Raw genomic sequence first — 16,972 nt, 5'->3', positions numbered from 1 at the left:
AGGGGTTTTTATTTTTATTAGTGTAGTTCAATTGTTTTTAATGTTTTTGGTGTAACTGTAAATGGTTCATTACCGTTTTCAGTTAGATAAATGCAGTCTTCAATACGAACGCCAGCAACGCCTGGAATGTAAATACCAGGTTCTATTGAGAAACACATACCTGGTTTAAGTTCCATTTTATTTCCTTCCATAATTGAAGGGAATTCATGTTCACTTTGTCCCATACCATGACCAAGGCGATGAATAAAGTAGTCACCATAACCAGCCTTGACGATGACATCACGAGCAATTTTATCTAAATCTTCCGCAATCATACCTGGTTTAGCAGCAGATTGCGCTTTTAATTGCGCTTCAAGACAAACTTTGTGAATTTCTAATGCTTTTTCATTTGGTTTACCGAATGCTACAGTACGACTAGCATCTGAAATATAACCATCTGAGATAACACCTAAATCAAATAATGTTAAAGCATTTGATTGGATAAGATCCTTTTTTGCAAATCCATGAGGTTCAGCGGCATTTTTTCCACTTTGAACAATAGTGTCAAAGCTCATATGCATGATTCCTTTTTTCATCATTGCATATTCAATTTCTGCAACAACATCTTGTTCAGTTCTGCCTTCTTGAAGAGCGTTAAAGCCAACTTCAAAAGCAACATCTGCCCATTTTCCAGCAATTTTTAATTTTTCAATTTCGTCTGGTGTTTTAATTACTTTAAGTGTTTCGATAAAGCTTGTTGCATCAGCTACAAATTCAGCACTTGGGAAGATACGACTAATAGCATCATATCTTTCAACTGTTAGGCTGCCTTTTTCAATAGCCCATTTCTTTGGTGAATTTTTACGTTTATTTATTTCACTTTGTATGATTGCGAAAGCATCTTCGTGATCAAGATAACCATAAACGGGATATTTCCAGCCGGTATCTTTGGCAGCTTCGACTTCAAGAGCGGGTGTGAATAAAAATGGGTCTTGATCAGGAAATACAAAGAGAGCTAAAACGCGCTCAATAGGATCACTTTCAAAACCGGTAAAATATTGAATACTCATTGGATCGTTGATATAAGCAATGTCAGTACCATTATTGGCAAGCCATTGTTGTAAAGATGCAATATGTGACATGAAATCTCTCCCTTTACAATAGTATACTGTATTATAGCATAAGTAAGACATAACAATTAAATATTGAAATTTTCATAACAATTAAAAATTGAAATTTTCATAATATAAAAATTATTTTCATGAAAATAAGGTAAAAACGCTTGCAATTGTCTTAAAAATTTGCTAAATTATTCTAGTGCTTGAAAACGGAATGAAAACTTGATATTTAAGTAATGAGAGGAAATAATACTAATGGATAAACAAACAATTACAATTTATGACGTAGCAAGAGAAGCAGCTGTTTCAATGGCAACTGTTTCACGTGTGGTTAACGGTAACCCTAACGTTAAACCTGCAACAAGAAAAAAAGTTTTGGAAGTTATTGATCGACTTGATTACAGACCTAATGCTGTTGCTAGAGGATTGGCAAGTAAGAAAACGACAACAGTTGGGGTTATTATTCCCGATGTAACTAATATTTACTTTTCATCATTAGCTCGTGGAATTGATGATGTTGCAACAATGTATAAATATAATATTATTTTAGCTAACTCTGATCAAAATGGTCAAAAAGAAGTGCAAGTATTAAATACATTATTAGCTAAACAAGTTGATGGTATTATTTTTATGGGAAATCAAATTACTGATGAATTACGTGCTGAACTTAAGAGAAGTCGTACACCAGTTGTCCTTTCAGGTTCAGTTGATCCTACTGGAGAATTAGGTAGTGTTAATATTGATTATATTGCAGCTGTAATGGAATCAGTAACGGATCTAATTAATAATGGCAATAAACGTATTGCATTTGTTTCAGGTTCAATGGATGAACCCATTAATGGCGAATACCGACTAAAAGGCTATAAATTAGCTCTTGAAAAAGCCGGAATAAAATTTGATCAAGACTTAATTTTTGAAACAGATTATTCATATCGAGCTGGCGAAACCTTATGGCCAGCAATTTCTTCAAGTCATGCAACTGCTGCTTTTGTTGGTGATGATGAATTAGCTGTTGGTGTTTTGAATGGTGCTCGAGATGCTGGTTTGAGTGTACCCGAAGATTTTGAAATTATTACAAGTAATGATTCAAAATTGACTGAGATTGTTAGACCCAAATTATCTTCAATAACACAACCTTTATACGATTTAGGGGCTGTATCTATGAGATTATTAACAAAATTAATGGATAAAGAAGAAGTTAGTGAAAAAACAATCCAATTACCATATGGCTTAATTAAGCGTTCTTCAACAAAATAATATAATAAAAAACTTGGTTTTCTAAATTATATTTGGAAAATCAAGTTTTTATTATACTTGGATGGGAAATTTTATGAAAAATAAAAATAATATTTACTTTGTTTTAGCCTTATTAATTATTGTAATTCTGTTTATTAGTTCTTCGGAAACGTACAAGCAGCAGACATCTATTCCTTTTTTAGAAAAGTATTTAGCTGGTAAACCATTTGAAAGTATGTTGTCACATATTTCATTTAGTTATGCTGGAGCAGATGAAAGTTTTAACCATGTTGGTTATTTTAAATTAGTTGAGTTTTTCATCCGTAAAACTGCTCATTTTATGACATATTTCTTTATGGCTAGCTTCATATTCTTGGGAGTGAAAAATAAAATTAAGTATTGGCGTTACAGTGGGCTTATTGCAGTTGCTTGTGCAGCGCTATATGCAGGACTTGATGAAATTCACCAAAGTTTTACAGGTGGCAGAACGCCCTTAATCCAAGATGTTTTACTTGATACAATTGGTGCAACAACAGGTGTAATTTTGACGATATTAATTTTAATGTACTATCGGCACAAAAAAGCTAAAGAAAACTAGTTCAGTCCTATTCTCGTGAAGAAGGTTGATATTAAGCTATTATTTTGATATCATAATAAACGGTTAAAAGTAAAAATTCAGAAACATTTCGGAAAGAGGTAGGGAATTATGTCAGGACATTCAAAATGGAATAACATCCAAGGTCGTAAAAATGCACAAGATGCTAAACGTGGTAAAATTTTCCAAAAATTATCGAGAGAAATTTACATGGCTGCAAAAAGTGGTGGTCCTGATCCCGATTCGAACCCCTCATTACGTTTGATGCTTGATAAAGCTAAAGCTGCAAATATGCCAAAAGATAATATTAAACGTGCTATTGATAAAGCGTCTGGTTCAGAAGGTGCAGATTATGAAGAAATTACATATGAAGGCTATGCACCTGGTGGCGTTGCCATCTTAGTTCATACCTTGACGGATAATCGTAATCGGACTGCTTCAGAAGTTCGTATTGCATTTACACGTAATGGTGGAAATTTAGGAGAAACAGGTTCAGTTAATTACATGTTTGATCGTAAAGGTTACATCGTTATTTCTCGTGAAGAATTAGATACTGATGAAGATGCTATGTTTGAAGATGTTATTGATGCTGGTGCTGAGGATTTGAAAACATCAGAAGAATTATTTGAAATCTATACAGATTCAAAAGATTTACCAGATGTACGTGCTTCATTAGAAGCAAAGGGATACAAATTAGATACATTTGAATTAGTAATGATTCCTCAAAATCTAGTACCAGTACCGGAAGATAAAATTGAACAATTCCATCATATGATTGATGCATTGGAAGAAAATGATGATGTTTCAGAAGTGTTCCATGCTGGTGATATTGCAGACGAAGATTAAGATACTCTCTATAATAAAGAGATAAGTCATCTTAAAAAGTTAGAAATTAATTAAATATAAAAATATGAAAAGCCAAAATTAAATGTTTTGGCTTTTTTTGCGTACTTAAATATATGGAAAGGAGGGATATTGAGATGATTGAAACAGAAATACAAGAAATGATTAAAATATGTGTTAAAAACAGAGCAAGTGATATGTATATAATTCCAAGTGCCAAGGGATGCTTAGTTAAGTATCGAACGTTGAATAACTATCATAGCCTTAATGTATATTCAGAAAAAAAGATGATACAAATGAATAATTTTCTTAAATTTAAGGCAAATATGATTCTGAGCGAAACTAGGCGGCCGCAGTTTGGGACTTTTCAATGGCAGATAGAACATAAAAAGGTAAATTGCCGAATTTCGAGTGTTGGCGATTTTTTAGGTAGAGAATCGATTGTTATACGATTTATTTATTCGAATACCGATGTACCGTTACTTCAACTTTTACCAAATCAATTTCAGCAGTTGATAAATGCATGTGGGTCCAGTGGGCTAATTTTATTCTCAGGTCCAATGGGTTCAGGTAAGACAACGACAATGTACCAACTGGCTGAAATGATTCAGAATCAAAGAACAATATTAACTATTGAGGATCCAGTTGAAATTCAAAATCCTAATTTTATTCAATTACAGGTTAATGATAAAGCAAACATGACATATGCGGAATTATTAAAAGTTGGATTGAGGCACCATCCTGATATTTTTATTATCGGTGAAATCAGGGATGAAGTCACTGCCAATGCTGCAATTAAAGCTGCAATGAGTGGTCATTTAATTTTAAGTACCGTACATGCAAGAAATGCAGTAGGAACAATTAAACGACTTGAAAATCTTGGCGTTAGTCGAGATGATCTCAATAGAACGCTACAGGCAGTAAGTTATCAGCGATTAATTGAAACAACGAAAGGTGGAAGCGGTGTACTATTTGATATATTAACAGGTCAAAAGTTAGAGTCTGTTCTTGAAGGAACATTTAATCAAAAAATAGCTTTAGAAAGGTGGCATGATAACCTTGATCAATGTATTAAGAAAAATATTATTACAATTGAAACAGCAAATAATTTTAAATAGAAGAAAATGGTCAATTCAAAAACAAAGTGAATTTTTCGAAGTCTTGGCAGACTTATTAGATTCGGGATTTTCGCTCAGGCAATCTTTAACAACGGCGACTAAATTATTTCCAGTTGGGAAAATAGATATTCAAAAAATTGAATCCAAGTTAAGAAGTGGTGAACCCTTCTCAACAGGTATCAAGCCGTATATTTCAAAAAGTTCGTATTATCAAATTACGATTTCTGAAAAATATGGCGGATTAAATAAAAGTATTAAACAACTCGGAAAATTGATGACGGTTAGAGTAAAACAAAAGAAACAGTTAAAGCAACTCATGCAATACCCAATGATTCTGATGGGATTACTGGTTGTCTTATATATCGGAATCCAACAATTTATTTTGCCTGAAATAAATTATAGTCAGTTAGGTGCGTCATCAAATTCTAACTTTAAAATGATTTTAATGAAGAGTATTATCTCTGTCGTAATTAGTCTATTTATCGGATATATCATAAAAATTATCATTCGTGTTTCAAAACAAAGTACGATGAACAGGCATGTTTGGTATTGTCAGGTCCCCATAGTAGGTAAAATTTATCGGGATTATTGTCATTATTATTTAACATTTAATTTGGGTCTGCTTTTAGCAAGTGGTTTAAATTTGAATAAAATATGTGATTATTTAAATCAATTTGATCAAAAATCTTTACTATATCAGTTAGGTAAACAGTTAACGAATCATTTTGAAAATGGTGGGAGTACAAAACAAATGATCGATAAAAGTCCTTTATTTCCTAATGAGATAACGACATTTCTCGCAAAAGGTAATACGTTAGATGTGATGAGCCAAGAATTATTAATGTATTCGGAATTAACTTATCGTAAATTTGAGTCATCTGTCGAAAGAATCATGATTTATGTACAGCCAGTTGCATTCATAATTGTAGCGGCCTGTATTGTTGGGTTGTATTTAACAATATTATTACCTATGTATCAAACTATGGAGGAAATTCAATGAAAAAAAATAGAAAAAAATTAAAAGCATTTACGCTTGTTGAAATGCTATGTGTCTTATTTATTATCTCACTTCTAATGTTGATTATATTACCTAACATTGGACATCAAAGAGCAGGTGCTAAACGGGTTAATGATGAAGCGTTAGTTAGCGTCGTCCAAACGCAGGTTGATTTGTATGAAAATGAAACGCATAATAAATCGATAAATTTTGCTGATTTAGTTTCGGAAAAATATTTAACTGAAAAGCAAGAAAAGGAAGCAAAAGATAATCATATTATTATCTCGAATAATGTTGTTAAAACAGAAAACTAAATTTAAAGCATTTAGTTTATTTGAAATGCTTATTTCGTTGGCAATTACTAGTATTTGTGGTCTATTGCTAATGGGGCCAATGGATCAAGTACTTGCGATATCTAAAGAAAAACAATTTTGGCAAAATTTTGAACAACTTTGGCAAAGTGCAGTGGTAGAGGCACCGATGAATCGGATGCCTAATAGTATTAATTTTAATGATGATAAAATGACCATTATTAATGGCAATAGTAAAATTAAATTAGACTATCCGAAGACTGTGACAGTTAAAAATAGAGTAACGATAAAAATAAATAAAAGTGGGCAAATCACTGGTAAAACAGTTAATTTTAAATCCACATTACCAAATAGAAATCAAAAAATAGTATTTCAAATTGGGTGGGGTCAATTTATTAGAAAGGATGTCGAATAACGTGCGTAAAATGTCAGGAATTGTGTTAGCTGACGCTATTATGACTTTAACTATTGTCGCATCAGGTTTTGGATTATATGTACAGACCAATCACACATTACAGAAACAAGAAGATTATTGGAATCATAAAACAACAACTACAAGAAATCTGAAAGAAATCAGTAAATTATTAGTCATTCATCCGACAAGTAAATTATCAAAAATAGTTGATGGCGAATTACAATGTGCTACTATGTCTGAAATTCGAATTAAGTCTGAAAATGATTTAACAAGTATTAAATTGCAATGAAAAGTTTTTCTTTGTTAGAAACTATTATTGCATTAGGTATATTTATCATCTCTCTTAGTCTAATGACAACATGTTGGCACTTATGTACAAATGAACACCAAGAAATTAGCGGAGATAGAGATTTTTCGTTACAGCAATGTATCGGATTATTGGAGTCAGATCACTTAGATTTGAAGATAATAGATGTTGGTCAATATACAATTTCATTAAAAAATAATAAGACAGGAGCTCGCTACTATCTTAGTCAGCATAATGAAATGATACAGTTTATTGGATTTTCAGGAGGTCATATACCAATTTTATATCATGTGAAATCATTTTCGGTGGCATACGATGAACCAATTCTATTTTTAAAAATCAAACAAGAACACCAAAATAAGACTTTAAAATTGGTAATACCTATGGAAAAAAAGGATTAAGATGCGAAAAATCAAATTATTAAACGGACATTTAGTTGTATCAGCCATATTTTGTTTAATGTTATTAATTGGTTTGTTATTGGGACAACTGATATATTTCCAAGCAAAATTCACTAGTTATCAGAAAATATGCCAATATAATCAAGCAGAAACTATGAAAAACATGACTATTTTAAATCAAAAAGCAAAAAATCTAAAAGAAAAATATACTTATAATTATGGTGTTGTTGAATATCAAAAAGGAGCCTATCAGGTTATTTTGAAGAATGGTAATCGATATTCTTTTTCAGAAAAATGATAAAAAAGAAACTTAACTTGAATTGAGAATTAAAAATCGTTAAACTGAAACGAGCAAATAAATTCAAGGAGTGATTTTATGTCATTAGAAGAAATAGAAATGAACTTTAATCAGATTAATGAAACAATTGATATTTTACAAAAAAGTTTAGAAATCACTTATTTGGACGCATTTATTGAGACTAGCAATAATTTGTTAGATAATAAATCTGTACACGTAGAAGATGGATTACCAAGTGAGCAAGATGTAAAAATTTTGAATCAGATTTATAAAAAAATGAATTTGAATGCCTTATCGTCAGAAGATGTACGTAAAGTTGTACAGTTAGTTTTATTGAAGGCAACAAGACAAGAAAGTATTCAACCTAATCATCAAATAACACCAGATACAATTGGATTTTTAGTTGCATTTGTATTAGAAAAATTAATAAGTACAAAAAAATCGTTTAGTTTATTGGACATTACAGTGGGATCAGGGAACTTACTGACGACGATTTTGAATCAAATGGCTGCTGATAAGTTTGAGATTTCAAAAGCATACGGGATTGATAATGATGATACAATGTTATCAATTGCAGGGTTAAGTGGACAATTACAACACTTAAATTTAGAATTATTTCACCAAGATGCGGTTGATGACCTAATTGTAAAAAAATCTGATGTTGTTATTGCTGATTTACCAATTGGTTATTACCCTCTAGATGAAAGAGTTACCCATTTTGCTACACATGCAACTGAAGGTCATTCATATGTACATCATTTATTAATAGAACAATCAATCAAATACTTAAATGATGGCGGTTTTGGCATATACCTTGTTCCTACTGGTTTATTTGAAACAGAGGAAGCAAAAAAATTACTCGTTTACATTCAATCAAATGCATATCTTCAAGGTATGCTCAATTTACCTGTGGAATTATTTAGTTCAGCTAATTCACGTAAATCTATTTTGATTTTACAGAAACATGGCGAAGGTAGTAAACAAGTTGATGAAGTACTATTAGGTGATTTCCCATCACTAAAGGGTGAAGAACTATTTCAGAGCTTTGTTAAAACGTTAGATAAGTGGATAAAGGCCAACTTTAATAATAAGTAAAGTGACTCATATTTTGAGTCGCTTTTTTTATTTAATTATAAAAAGAATAATTTCTTTAGAAATTAACATGTGTCATGTATAATCTACTTAATTACTATAGAGGGAGTTTGATATTAATGGCAGAAAAAAGTTCAGAAGATCAGCATGTTAGAGGATTAAAAAGTCGACATGTTCAATTAATTGCAATTGGTGGAACAATTGGGACTGGTTTATTCTTGGGAGCAGGTCAATCTATTCATTTGGCTGGGCCATCTATTTTATTGGCATATATTATTACCGGAATTGCATGTTTTCTTTTAATGCGTTCGTTAGGTGAATTACTGTTATCGAATGTGAATGCACATTCATTTATTGATTTTATTTATGAATATCTAGGTGAAAAGGTTGGATTTGTTGCTGGATGGACATATTGGGTCTGTTGGGTAACAATTGCAATGACAGAAATTACCGCAGTCGGGTTATATATGAAATTTTGGTTTCCTAACTTGCCGCAATGGATTCCTGGTATGGTTATGCTCCTTATTCTTTTAGGAATAAATTTAGTTACAGTGGGATTATTCGGTGAAACAGAATTTTGGTTTGCACTCATTAAAATTATTGCCATTATTGTGTTGATATGTATTGGCGTGTATATGGTAGTGGTAAACTTTAAAACTTCAGCTGGGCATGCCAGTTTGACGAATTTAGTAAGTCACGGTGGATTTTTCCCCCAAGGAATTAAAGGATTTATTTTGTCATTTCAAATGGTACTGTTTAGTTTTGTCGGTATTGAAATGGTAGGATTAACAGCTGCAGAAACTGAAAACCCAACAAAGGTTATCCCAGAAGCAATTAATGAAATACCCTTAAGAATTATTTTGTTTTATGTAGGATCATTATTGGCAATTATGGCGATTTATCCTTGGAATATGATTTCGGAATCACAAAGTCCATTTGTTCAAGTATTTGAAAATATAGGGATAAAATCAGCAGCCAGCATTATTAATATTGTTGTAATTACAGCTGCAGCCTCAGCTTGTAATGGGTCTTTATTTAGTACAGGTAGAATGTTGTTCTCGCTTAATTATAATAAAAAAAATAAATTTTCTAAAAAAATTAGTAAGTTATCACATAATCAAGTACCTGCATTTGCATTACAATTTTCGACTCTTGTGATTGCAATTTCAGTCGTACTGAATATGTTTATGGCTGAATCGGTATTTACATTTATTTCAAGTATTGCAACGACTTGTTTCTTGTTCATTTGGGGAGCAATTGTAATTGCACATTTGAAGTATAGACGAAAAATAAAACTAGAAAAAACAGAATCAATGCTAGTATTTAAAATGCCTTTCTTTCCTGTTACAAATTATTTAATTCTATTATTTCTAACTTTTGTAGGTATTGTGCTATGCTTAAAACCTGATACATTAATTGCGCTGATTGCTTCAATTGGTTGGTTAATTGTACTCTATGTTATTAAAAGTGTTCAAATGAAGATGGAAAATTAAATTTTTGCTGAAAAGACCACGTGTGAGGGTCTTTTTTTGTATACTTAGGGCACAAATTAAAAGTAATTGTTGAAAATATTGTTTGATTTTGCTTCTAAAAACATTACAATTTAATAGTTAATTTCAGCGCGAGCAATACTATTTTCTGCATGCTATTTTTTGTAAAGGGTCATATAAATTCACTTGGACACGGTAAGCAGTATAATATAGGATATAGTATAACTAATAATGTTGAACCCACCTATTAGGAATTTGATGGTTAGAAAAGAACTTTAGGACAACCATAATAATATAGTTAGTGAAAAGAAAGTCAGTAAATAATCAAAATAAGGTGGATATAAACTAATGGAAAAAATAACGATTTTACATACAAATGATATTCATTCACATTTAGAAAATTGGCCTAAAATTAGGCGATTTTTACAATCTGAAAAAATAAAGCTTGAAAAACAAAATCAAACTGTTTTAACTTTTGATATTGGAGATGCAATTGATCGTGTGCACCCGTTGTCGGAAGCTACAAATGGCAAAGCCAATATTGAATTAATGAATACTGTAGCATATGATGCAGCGACAATTGGTAACAATGAAGGTATTGGTAATTCGCGAAGCCAATTACAACATTTATATGATAATGCAAAATTCGACATTATCCTTGATAACGTGGTAGATGGAGAAGTTAATAATCGTCCTGCATGGGCCAAAGAATATAAAATAATGGAAACTGCAGCTGGAACTAAAATTGGAATAATTGCCTTGACAGCACCATTTCCAATGACGTATGAGATGAATGGTTGGGAATCTAATCAAATTGATACCGTTTTACCTTCACTTTTAAAAAAAATAGCAGGTAAAGTAGATGTTATTATTTTGTTATCACATTTAGGTTTACCTGTAGATAGAAAAGTAGCTGCAAAGTATCCTCAGATAGATATTGTATTAGGAAGCCACACACATCATTTATTGAAATCCGGTGAAAAAGTTAATGAATCATTATTGGCCGCAGCTGGTAAGTGGGGGATGTACGTGGGCGAAGTAGCGATTGAACTTGAAAATCATAAAATTAGAAAAGAAGTTGCTAAAGTAATTGAAACAGAAAGTTTAGCAGAAGTTATAAGTGACCAAGACGAAATAGCAGAATATAGATTACGCGGAGAAAAAATTTTAACATCTGAAGTTGTTGCAAAATTGCCTGAAGATTTAGAAGCATCATGGACTAAAAATTCAGCATTAATGCAGACATCATTGAAAGCCATCGAAGCGGGTACAAAAACGGATATTGCAATGTTAAATGGTGGATTATTTTTGAAAAATTTACAAAAAGGATTTGTAACAAAAAATGACCTGCATCAAACACTGCCACACCCAATGCGGGTTATTACTGCTAAATTAACTGGTTATAATCTATGGCGATTAGTACAAGAAATTAAAAAGAATAGTTCATTTCTTAAGAAATTCCCAATTAAAGGGATGGGTTTTAGAGGCCAATTATTTGGTGAAGTAGTGATTGATGGACTGGTAGAACAAGAAAATGGGGACCTTATATATCATAACGAAAAAATTGACTTGGATGCATATTATACTATTGCAACAGTTGATCATTTTATGTATATACCGTTTTTTCCAACCATAGAAATAACCGGAGAAATTTCGATAAATGGCAAGAAATTTTTAAGAGATTACGTTGGGGACTATTTAAAACTAGAATTTTCTGTATAATGAAGTATGACTAAAGTTGTAAAAGGAGGTTTGAGATTTGAATCAAGCACAGAAAGAAAAGAGAGAACAGCAACTTGCAATAAAAGCAGAAAAAATTAAAGCTTATGCTAGTGATGTTGTTCGACAGAGTGAAACCCGAGTACTAATCGATAACCGTCCATATGATCTTGTTTCCAATTATAGAGATGGTTTTGAAATTGAAAAATTAACGGAACGATTTAGCCAAATTTTAACGAAATATGATTATATTGTTGGAGACTGGGGATATGATCAACTTCGATTAAGAGGTTTTTATAAAACCGAGAATAAAAAGGCATATCGGTCACAATGTATCGATACTCTTGAAGATTATTTATATGAATATTGTAATTTTGGATGTTCTTATTTTGTGTTGCACAATTTGGAAATTCAAAAACCTGAACCAATTTCTAATCCTAAAGAACGTAAAAAAACAGTTAAACCAGTTGGTAAGAAAAGAAAACCTGTAGTAAGGGCGCACACAACTGAAAAAAAATATCAAATAAAAAATAAAAAAACTAAAGTACCATTAAACAAGTCTAAACCAGTAAAACCACAAAAAAATAATTTAAAAACGGCAACAAAACGAACAAAGAAACACGAATTTGTAATTAGGCAAAAAGATAAAGCATAATTAAATAGGCAAGGTGATAATAATGGCATATAAAGGTTATATGATTGATTTAGATGGTACAATCTATCGAGGAAAAGAAAAAATTGCGGCAGCAAAACGATTTATCGAGTCTCTACAAGCAAGAAATATTGCATTTTTATTTGTGACTAATAATACGACTAAAATACCAGCTGATGTTGTCAATAATTTAGCAAATAATTTTGATATACATGTAACTGAGAAAGAAGTCTATACGGCGGCACTTGCAACTGCAGATTATCTAGATGCGTTAAACCCTGATAAAAGAAGTGTTTATATTATTGGTGAAAACGGATTAAAGAAAGCAATTATGGATAAAAAATTTATTATTGAGGAAACGACGCCTGATTATGTTGTTGTTGGGTTAGATTCCGATGTTACGTATCATAAATTTGAAATGGCAACTTTAGCAATCAAACGTGGTGCTAAATTTATTGGAACAAATGCTGATACTAATATTCCGAATGAACGTGGACTACTTCCTGGTGCTGGATCGCTGGTAAGGATGGTTGAATGTACAACACAACAAGAAGCTACTTATATTGGTAAACCTGAAACTATCATCATGGAAAAAGCCCTATCAAGACTTGGCTTGAAGAAAAGTGAAGTTGTGATGGTTGGAGATAACTACATGACAGATATTAAAGCCGGAATTAACTTTGGGGTTGATACAATGTTAGTCTATACGGGCGTTTCAACAAAAAACTTAGTGGCATCTAAAAAAGTTCAACCAACTATTCAATTGGATTCACTTGATGATTGGGACTTTGATAATGATAGAGCGCGTTAAAAAAATGGGACAGTGGCTAAGTTTATATCTAGCGATTGTCTCTTTTTCTATTATATTGGTAATTAATAGTACGTTTGTTTATAAAATTTTTATCAAGCAATCACATTTGAATAAAATTGTTGGGTTAAACCAATCAGAATTAATGTCTGATTATAATAATTTATTAGACTATTTTAACTATCCTTGGGTAAATAAAGTAAAAATGATATTGCCTTCATCATATAATGGGATGCAACATTATCATGATGTTAAACAATTGGTGCAGTTTAATTATGGTTGTTTTTTAATTTTAGGATTTATTGCAATAATATTTATTGGTCAATTAACAAAACAAAAGGAATTATGGAAATTGGTAAGACCTTTTCAGATGGCTATTACTGTTCCTTTTCTTAGTGTATTTTTACTTTTCTTTAATTTTGATCATTATTTTATACTATTTCATGAGCTCGTGTTTAGAAATAATGATTGGATATTTAATCCTAAACTAGATCCAATCATTTTGGCATTACCAGAAAATTTTTTTATGATTTGTTTTCTAATGGTCTTTTGTCTAATTGAGATGTTCTTTTTAGTTGGTATTTACTTTGGTAAGAGAGAAATTAAACGTAGTAATTAAAAAAACGAGACACCAGTGAAAATGGCGTCTCGTTTTTTTATTAGATTAAGATAGAAAGGGTGGGATATTAATAGCTAGTTATTTACTTAATTTTGACTTAATACCACTAAATACAGCTGGAATTAAGGAAATTAGTATGATTCCCAATACGACTAAAGAAAAATGTTCCTGTACGATTGCAATGTTTCCAAAGAAAAATCCAGCAGAACAACAAATGGTGACCCATGCAAATCCGCCAATTAGACTAAAGCGTAAGAAGCGAGAGTACTTAAATCCGCTACCACCAACGATGAAGGGAGCAAGCGTACGAATAATAGGCATGAATCTTGCTAAAATAATTGCGGGTCCACCATGTTTATTGAAAAATTGTTCTGTTTTATCGAGACTATCTTTGCTAATCATTTTATTAAATAATGAATGATCTGAAATTGAGTTCCCTACTTTTTTTCCAATAAAGAAATTTAGTGAGTCTCCCATGTACGCTGCAGCAAGAAAGAGGATTACAAATATCCAAATATTCAAATGATAAATTGAATTTGCTGCTAGAGCACTAGCTGCAAATAAAAGTGAATCACCAGGTAGGAAAGGTAAAATAACCGCTCCAGTTTCTATGAAGATAATAAAAAATAAGATAAGATAGGTCCAATTTCCAAAGTTGTTCACAATACTAATCAAGTGTGTGTCTATATGTAAAACAAAATCTATAAAAAAGTTTATGACAGACATAATATTAAATACCCCTTAAGTTCTATTTTTTTAATAATGTGGATTCATTAGTTGCGTACTATGAATAGTTCGATTAATATTTGGGTTTATAAAATTTAGGGCACTAGTTACGGCAGTCGGTGCTTCACCAAATCCTGAAGCAATTAGTGCTATTTTACCAGGGTATGAAACAATATCTCCTGCGGCAAAAACACCGGGAATGGAAGTTGCCATTTCAGAATTTACCGAGATTAGTTTCTTATCCATATTTATACCCCAAGCATTAATAATTTTATTATCGGATAAGTAGCCATAATTCACAAGTAAATTATCAACAATTATCGTTTTATTAAGATTATTTTTAGAATGTTTTAGCAAAATTTCAAGGCGACCATTCTTTTTAGAAAGTGATTGTATCGAAAAGGGAGTTTCAAATATAGTATCAGTTTTTTTGAGTTTTGTGACATTGTACTCTAGAGCTCTAAAGTTATCTCGACGGTGAATCATATGAATTTGTTTTGTAATGTTCGATAGCTCATTTGCCCAATCGATAGCAGAATCACCACCGCCAGCAATAGCAATTTGTTTATGAGAAAATTTAGAAAGGTCACTAATATTGTAAAATAATGATTCATTCTCGAATGTTGCTGAATTAGCAATATTTAATTTACGTGGCTGAAAAGAACCAATTCCAGCCGTAATAATAATTGTTCTACTATATGTAACCCGTTTAGAAGTTTGAATCCTAAAAATATCATTCTCTTTTTCGAAATTTAAGACGGTCTCATTTAATTTAACGTCAAAGTCAAATTGGTGAGCTTGCCTTGAAAGTTCCTTAATTAGATGTTCACCTGATATGCCAGTGAATCCAGCTATATCATATATTTTTTTCGTTGGATATAATGTACCAACTTGTCCACCAATGTCGGGAAGACTTTCAATAACTTGAGTTTTAGCTTGGCGCATGTGCGCATAAGTTGAAGTAAATAGTCCGATGGGTCCGGCACCAATGATAGTAATATCAAATATTTCATTTGTTGTCATAACAGTCTCCTAGCATTCCATTTAATAGCATTATAATAGTATAACGCATAAAAAATATAAAGTAATAGTAAAATAGAGTGAAATTGGGTACAATGGAATCAATAAAGTTTGAATAGGAGGAACATAGTTATGACATACCCACAATTAGACTTAGAACATGTAGTTGGACCAAAAGTTAAAATGATTACGAATTACGGTGATATAACGATTCAATTATTTCCAGAACAAGCACCTAAGACGGTAGAAAATTTCATTGGACTTTCAGAAAATGGATACTACAAAGACGTTATTTTTCATCGAGTGATTTCTGATTTTATGGTTCAATCTGGTGATCCAACAGGATCTGGAATGGGTGGTGAAAGTATTTGGGGTAAATCGTTTGCAGATGAATTTTCTTCTGAACTTTTTAACTTAAGAGGTGCTTTATCGATGGCTAATTCTGGACCATCAACAAATGGTAGTCAATTTTTTATTGTCCAAAATTCGAATGTTCCTGAACAGATGATTGGACAATTAAAGGATGCAAATTATCCTGAAGAGGTAGTCGTAGAATATAAAAAAGGTGGAACTCCTTGGTTAGATTTTCATCATACAGTATTTGGACAAGTTGTTAGTGGAATGGACATTGTTGATAAAATTGCGGGTGCAAAAACAGCTATGCAAGATAAACCAGTTGAACCAATTGTAATTGAAGATATGATAGTAACAAAATAAAGAGGATGAAAGTCCTTTTTATTTTGGCCGTTTTTACCGAAAGATTGAGGAGTATAAATGAAATATAGAATTGGACAAATTATTGTAGGAACTATAACAGGTATTCAATCATATGGTGCTTTTGTAACAATTGCGGATGGAGTTCAAGGCTTAATCCATATTTCGGAATGCCATAACGGTTATGTGGATAACATATTGAATTATTTAAAAATAAATGAAAAAATTACGGTTAGGATTATTGATATTGATGAATATAACAGTAAAATGAGTTTTTCAATTAGAAATTTTACTAAACAAAATAGTAATCTTAAAAGTACAGGTATTAAAATAAAACATAAATATTATTGGACAAATAGGTCTATAGATACAGGGTTTAAAGCAATAGATGATAAAATGGATTTTTGGATAAGCCAACAATTAAGAGATATTCACAGAAATAGACTTGACCAAGAAAAAGAAAGCTGATATATTTAATAAGTGCTATTGAGGCGATAATGAATATCGCAAATAA

Annotated in this window: 21 protein-coding genes and 1 pseudogene; 19 read left to right on the top strand and 3 right to left on the bottom strand. The window is 31.6% G+C overall.

Translation table 11 applies throughout. The features are described 5' to 3' along the window. Positions 1-17: 17 nt before the first annotated feature. Positions 18-1,121: a M24 family metallopeptidase gene (locus AC1RPT_RS07085; protein WP_481761823.1), complete on the bottom strand. Its 1,104-nt coding sequence runs from the start codon at positions 1,119-1,121 to the stop codon at positions 18-20. A 231-nt stretch (positions 1,122-1,352) separates the two neighbouring features. Between AC1RPT_RS07085 and ccpA the strand changes: the two genes are divergently transcribed. The 17 genes and pseudogenes from ccpA to AC1RPT_RS07000 all read left to right on the top strand — a co-directional run bounded on the left by ccpA (position 1,353) and on the right by AC1RPT_RS07000 (position 13,998). Continuing rightward, the gene (gene ccpA / locus AC1RPT_RS07080; protein WP_409022763.1) at positions 1,353-2,354 is read left to right on the top strand and encodes a catabolite control protein A; all 1,002 of its coding nucleotides are present in this window, start codon (positions 1,353-1,355) and stop codon (positions 2,352-2,354) included. A gap of 73 nt (positions 2,355-2,427) precedes the next feature. Further along, entirely contained in the window at positions 2,428-2,931 is a 504-nt protein-coding gene (locus AC1RPT_RS07075) for a VanZ family protein (RefSeq protein ID WP_481761822.1), read from the top strand. A gap of 108 nt (positions 2,932-3,039) precedes the next feature. Beyond that, complete coding sequence (locus tag AC1RPT_RS07070; protein WP_481761821.1) at positions 3,040-3,774, top strand: YebC/PmpR family DNA-binding transcriptional regulator; 735 nt, start codon at positions 3,040-3,042, stop codon at positions 3,772-3,774. Between the two features lie 134 nt (positions 3,775-3,908). Further along, a complete protein-coding gene (gene comGA / locus AC1RPT_RS07065; RefSeq protein WP_481761820.1) occupies positions 3,909-4,889 on the top strand; it encodes a competence type IV pilus ATPase ComGA in 981 nt (326 codons plus the stop codon). Beyond that, positions 4,831-5,889, top strand: coding sequence for a competence type IV pilus assembly protein ComGB (gene comGB / locus AC1RPT_RS07060; RefSeq protein ID WP_481761819.1), 1,059 nt, complete (start codon positions 4,831-4,833; stop codon positions 5,887-5,889). Before comGA ends, comGB begins: the two co-directional genes overlap by 59 nt. Further along, entirely contained in the window at positions 5,886-6,200 is a 315-nt protein-coding gene (comGC, locus tag AC1RPT_RS07055) for a competence type IV pilus major pilin ComGC (RefSeq protein WP_409022758.1), read from the top strand. The genes comGB and comGC overlap by 4 nt, the downstream gene beginning before the upstream one ends. Continuing rightward, positions 6,178-6,261 (top strand): annotated as a pseudogene (locus AC1RPT_RS07050) (prepilin-type N-terminal cleavage/methylation domain-containing protein); the annotation flags it as partial. The gene comGC and the pseudogene AC1RPT_RS07050, both read left to right, overlap by 23 nt. 9 nt (positions 6,262-6,270) lie before the next feature. Further along, entirely contained in the window at positions 6,271-6,612 is a 342-nt protein-coding gene (locus AC1RPT_RS07045; protein WP_481762415.1) for a hypothetical protein, read from the top strand. A gap of 1 nt (position 6,613) precedes the next feature. After that, entirely contained in the window at positions 6,614-6,901 is a 288-nt protein-coding gene (locus tag AC1RPT_RS07040; protein WP_409022756.1) for a hypothetical protein, read from the top strand. A gap of 11 nt (positions 6,902-6,912) precedes the next feature. Further along, positions 6,913-7,320, top strand: coding sequence for a competence type IV pilus minor pilin ComGF (locus AC1RPT_RS07035; protein WP_481762194.1), 408 nt, complete (start codon positions 6,913-6,915; stop codon positions 7,318-7,320). A gap of 1 nt (position 7,321) precedes the next feature. Next, complete coding sequence (locus tag AC1RPT_RS07030) at positions 7,322-7,618, top strand: hypothetical protein (protein WP_481761816.1); 297 nt, start codon at positions 7,322-7,324, stop codon at positions 7,616-7,618. Between the two features lie 78 nt (positions 7,619-7,696). After that, a complete protein-coding gene (locus AC1RPT_RS07025) occupies positions 7,697-8,713 on the top strand; it encodes a class I SAM-dependent methyltransferase (RefSeq protein WP_481761815.1) in 1,017 nt (338 codons plus the stop codon). Between the two features lie 116 nt (positions 8,714-8,829). After that, entirely contained in the window at positions 8,830-10,203 is a 1,374-nt protein-coding gene (locus AC1RPT_RS07020; RefSeq protein ID WP_481761814.1) for an amino acid permease, read from the top strand. Positions 10,204-10,548: 345 nt separating this feature from the next. After that, positions 10,549-11,922 (top strand): bifunctional metallophosphatase/5'-nucleotidase, encoded by a 1,374-nt coding sequence (locus tag AC1RPT_RS07015; protein ID WP_481761813.1) that lies wholly within the window; start codon positions 10,549-10,551, stop codon positions 11,920-11,922. 37 nt (positions 11,923-11,959) lie between these two features. Beyond that, a complete protein-coding gene (locus AC1RPT_RS07010) occupies positions 11,960-12,574 on the top strand; it encodes a YutD family protein (protein ID WP_481761812.1) in 615 nt (204 codons plus the stop codon). 22 nt (positions 12,575-12,596) lie between these two features. After that, entirely contained in the window at positions 12,597-13,382 is a 786-nt protein-coding gene (locus tag AC1RPT_RS07005) for a TIGR01457 family HAD-type hydrolase (protein WP_481761811.1), read from the top strand. Then, positions 13,366-13,998 (top strand): TIGR01906 family membrane protein, encoded by a 633-nt coding sequence (locus AC1RPT_RS07000; protein WP_481762413.1) that lies wholly within the window; start codon positions 13,366-13,368, stop codon positions 13,996-13,998. The genes AC1RPT_RS07005 and AC1RPT_RS07000 overlap by 17 nt, the downstream gene beginning before the upstream one ends. Before the next feature lie 78 nt (positions 13,999-14,076). On the opposite strand, the gene AC1RPT_RS06995 is transcribed toward AC1RPT_RS07000, so the two are convergent. Then, positions 14,077-14,715, bottom strand: coding sequence for a VTT domain-containing protein (locus AC1RPT_RS06995; protein ID WP_481761861.1), 639 nt, complete (start codon positions 14,713-14,715; stop codon positions 14,077-14,079). 39 nt (positions 14,716-14,754) lie between these two features. Continuing rightward, positions 14,755-15,747: an NAD(P)/FAD-dependent oxidoreductase gene (locus tag AC1RPT_RS06990; RefSeq protein ID WP_481761809.1), complete on the bottom strand. Its 993-nt coding sequence runs from the start codon at positions 15,745-15,747 to the stop codon at positions 14,755-14,757. 129 nt (positions 15,748-15,876) lie between these two features. Between AC1RPT_RS06990 and AC1RPT_RS06985 the strand changes: the two genes are divergently transcribed. Further along, positions 15,877-16,461, top strand: a complete 585-nt coding sequence (locus AC1RPT_RS06985; RefSeq protein ID WP_481761808.1) for a peptidylprolyl isomerase — start codon at positions 15,877-15,879, stop codon at positions 16,459-16,461. Between the two features lie 57 nt (positions 16,462-16,518). Further along, positions 16,519-16,926, top strand: coding sequence for a CvfD/Ygs/GSP13 family RNA-binding post-transcriptional regulator (locus AC1RPT_RS06980; protein ID WP_481761807.1), 408 nt, complete (start codon positions 16,519-16,521; stop codon positions 16,924-16,926). Positions 16,927-16,972: the final 46 nt, after the last annotated feature.

Source organism: Dellaglioa sp. CoH-56-MRSF-11, from assembly GCF_056782135.1.
Note: the sequence above shows the minus strand (reverse complement) of the source record. Positions and strands in the feature narration are given on the sequence as shown.

Bases quoted from the DNA above. Each gene is read 5' to 3' on its own strand.
- AC1RPT_RS07045 (WP_481762415.1), top strand. From the start codon at position 6,271: ATGGGGCCAATGGATCAAGTACTTGCGATATCTAAAGAAAAACAATTT.
- AC1RPT_RS07075 (WP_481761822.1), top strand. From the start codon at position 2,428: ATGAAAAATAAAAATAATATTTACTTTGTTTTAGCCTTATTAATTATT.
- AC1RPT_RS07005 (WP_481761811.1), top strand. From the start codon at position 12,597: ATGGCATATAAAGGTTATATGATTGATTTAGATGGTACAATCTATCGA.
- AC1RPT_RS07020 (WP_481761814.1), top strand. From the start codon at position 8,830: ATGGCAGAAAAAAGTTCAGAAGATCAGCATGTTAGAGGATTAAAAAGT.
- AC1RPT_RS06980 (WP_481761807.1), top strand. From the start codon at position 16,519: ATGAAATATAGAATTGGACAAATTATTGTAGGAACTATAACAGGTATT.
- AC1RPT_RS07015 (WP_481761813.1), top strand. From the start codon at position 10,549: ATGGAAAAAATAACGATTTTACATACAAATGATATTCATTCACATTTA.
- AC1RPT_RS07085 (WP_481761823.1), bottom strand. From the start codon at position 1,121: ATGTCACATATTGCATCTTTACAACAATGGCTTGCCAATAATGGTACT.
- AC1RPT_RS07070 (WP_481761821.1), top strand. From the start codon at position 3,040: ATGTCAGGACATTCAAAATGGAATAACATCCAAGGTCGTAAAAATGCA.
- comGC (WP_409022758.1), top strand. From the start codon at position 5,886: ATGAAAAAAAATAGAAAAAAATTAAAAGCATTTACGCTTGTTGAAATG.
- AC1RPT_RS06990 (WP_481761809.1), bottom strand. From the start codon at position 15,747: ATGACAACAAATGAAATATTTGATATTACTATCATTGGTGCCGGACCC.
- AC1RPT_RS06985 (WP_481761808.1), top strand. From the start codon at position 15,877: ATGACATACCCACAATTAGACTTAGAACATGTAGTTGGACCAAAAGTT.
- AC1RPT_RS07030 (WP_481761816.1), top strand. From the start codon at position 7,322: ATGCGAAAAATCAAATTATTAAACGGACATTTAGTTGTATCAGCCATA.
- AC1RPT_RS07025 (WP_481761815.1), top strand. From the start codon at position 7,697: ATGTCATTAGAAGAAATAGAAATGAACTTTAATCAGATTAATGAAACA.
- AC1RPT_RS07000 (WP_481762413.1), top strand. From the start codon at position 13,366: ATGATAGAGCGCGTTAAAAAAATGGGACAGTGGCTAAGTTTATATCTA.
- comGA (WP_481761820.1), top strand. From the start codon at position 3,909: ATGATTGAAACAGAAATACAAGAAATGATTAAAATATGTGTTAAAAAC.
- ccpA (WP_409022763.1), top strand. From the start codon at position 1,353: ATGGATAAACAAACAATTACAATTTATGACGTAGCAAGAGAAGCAGCT.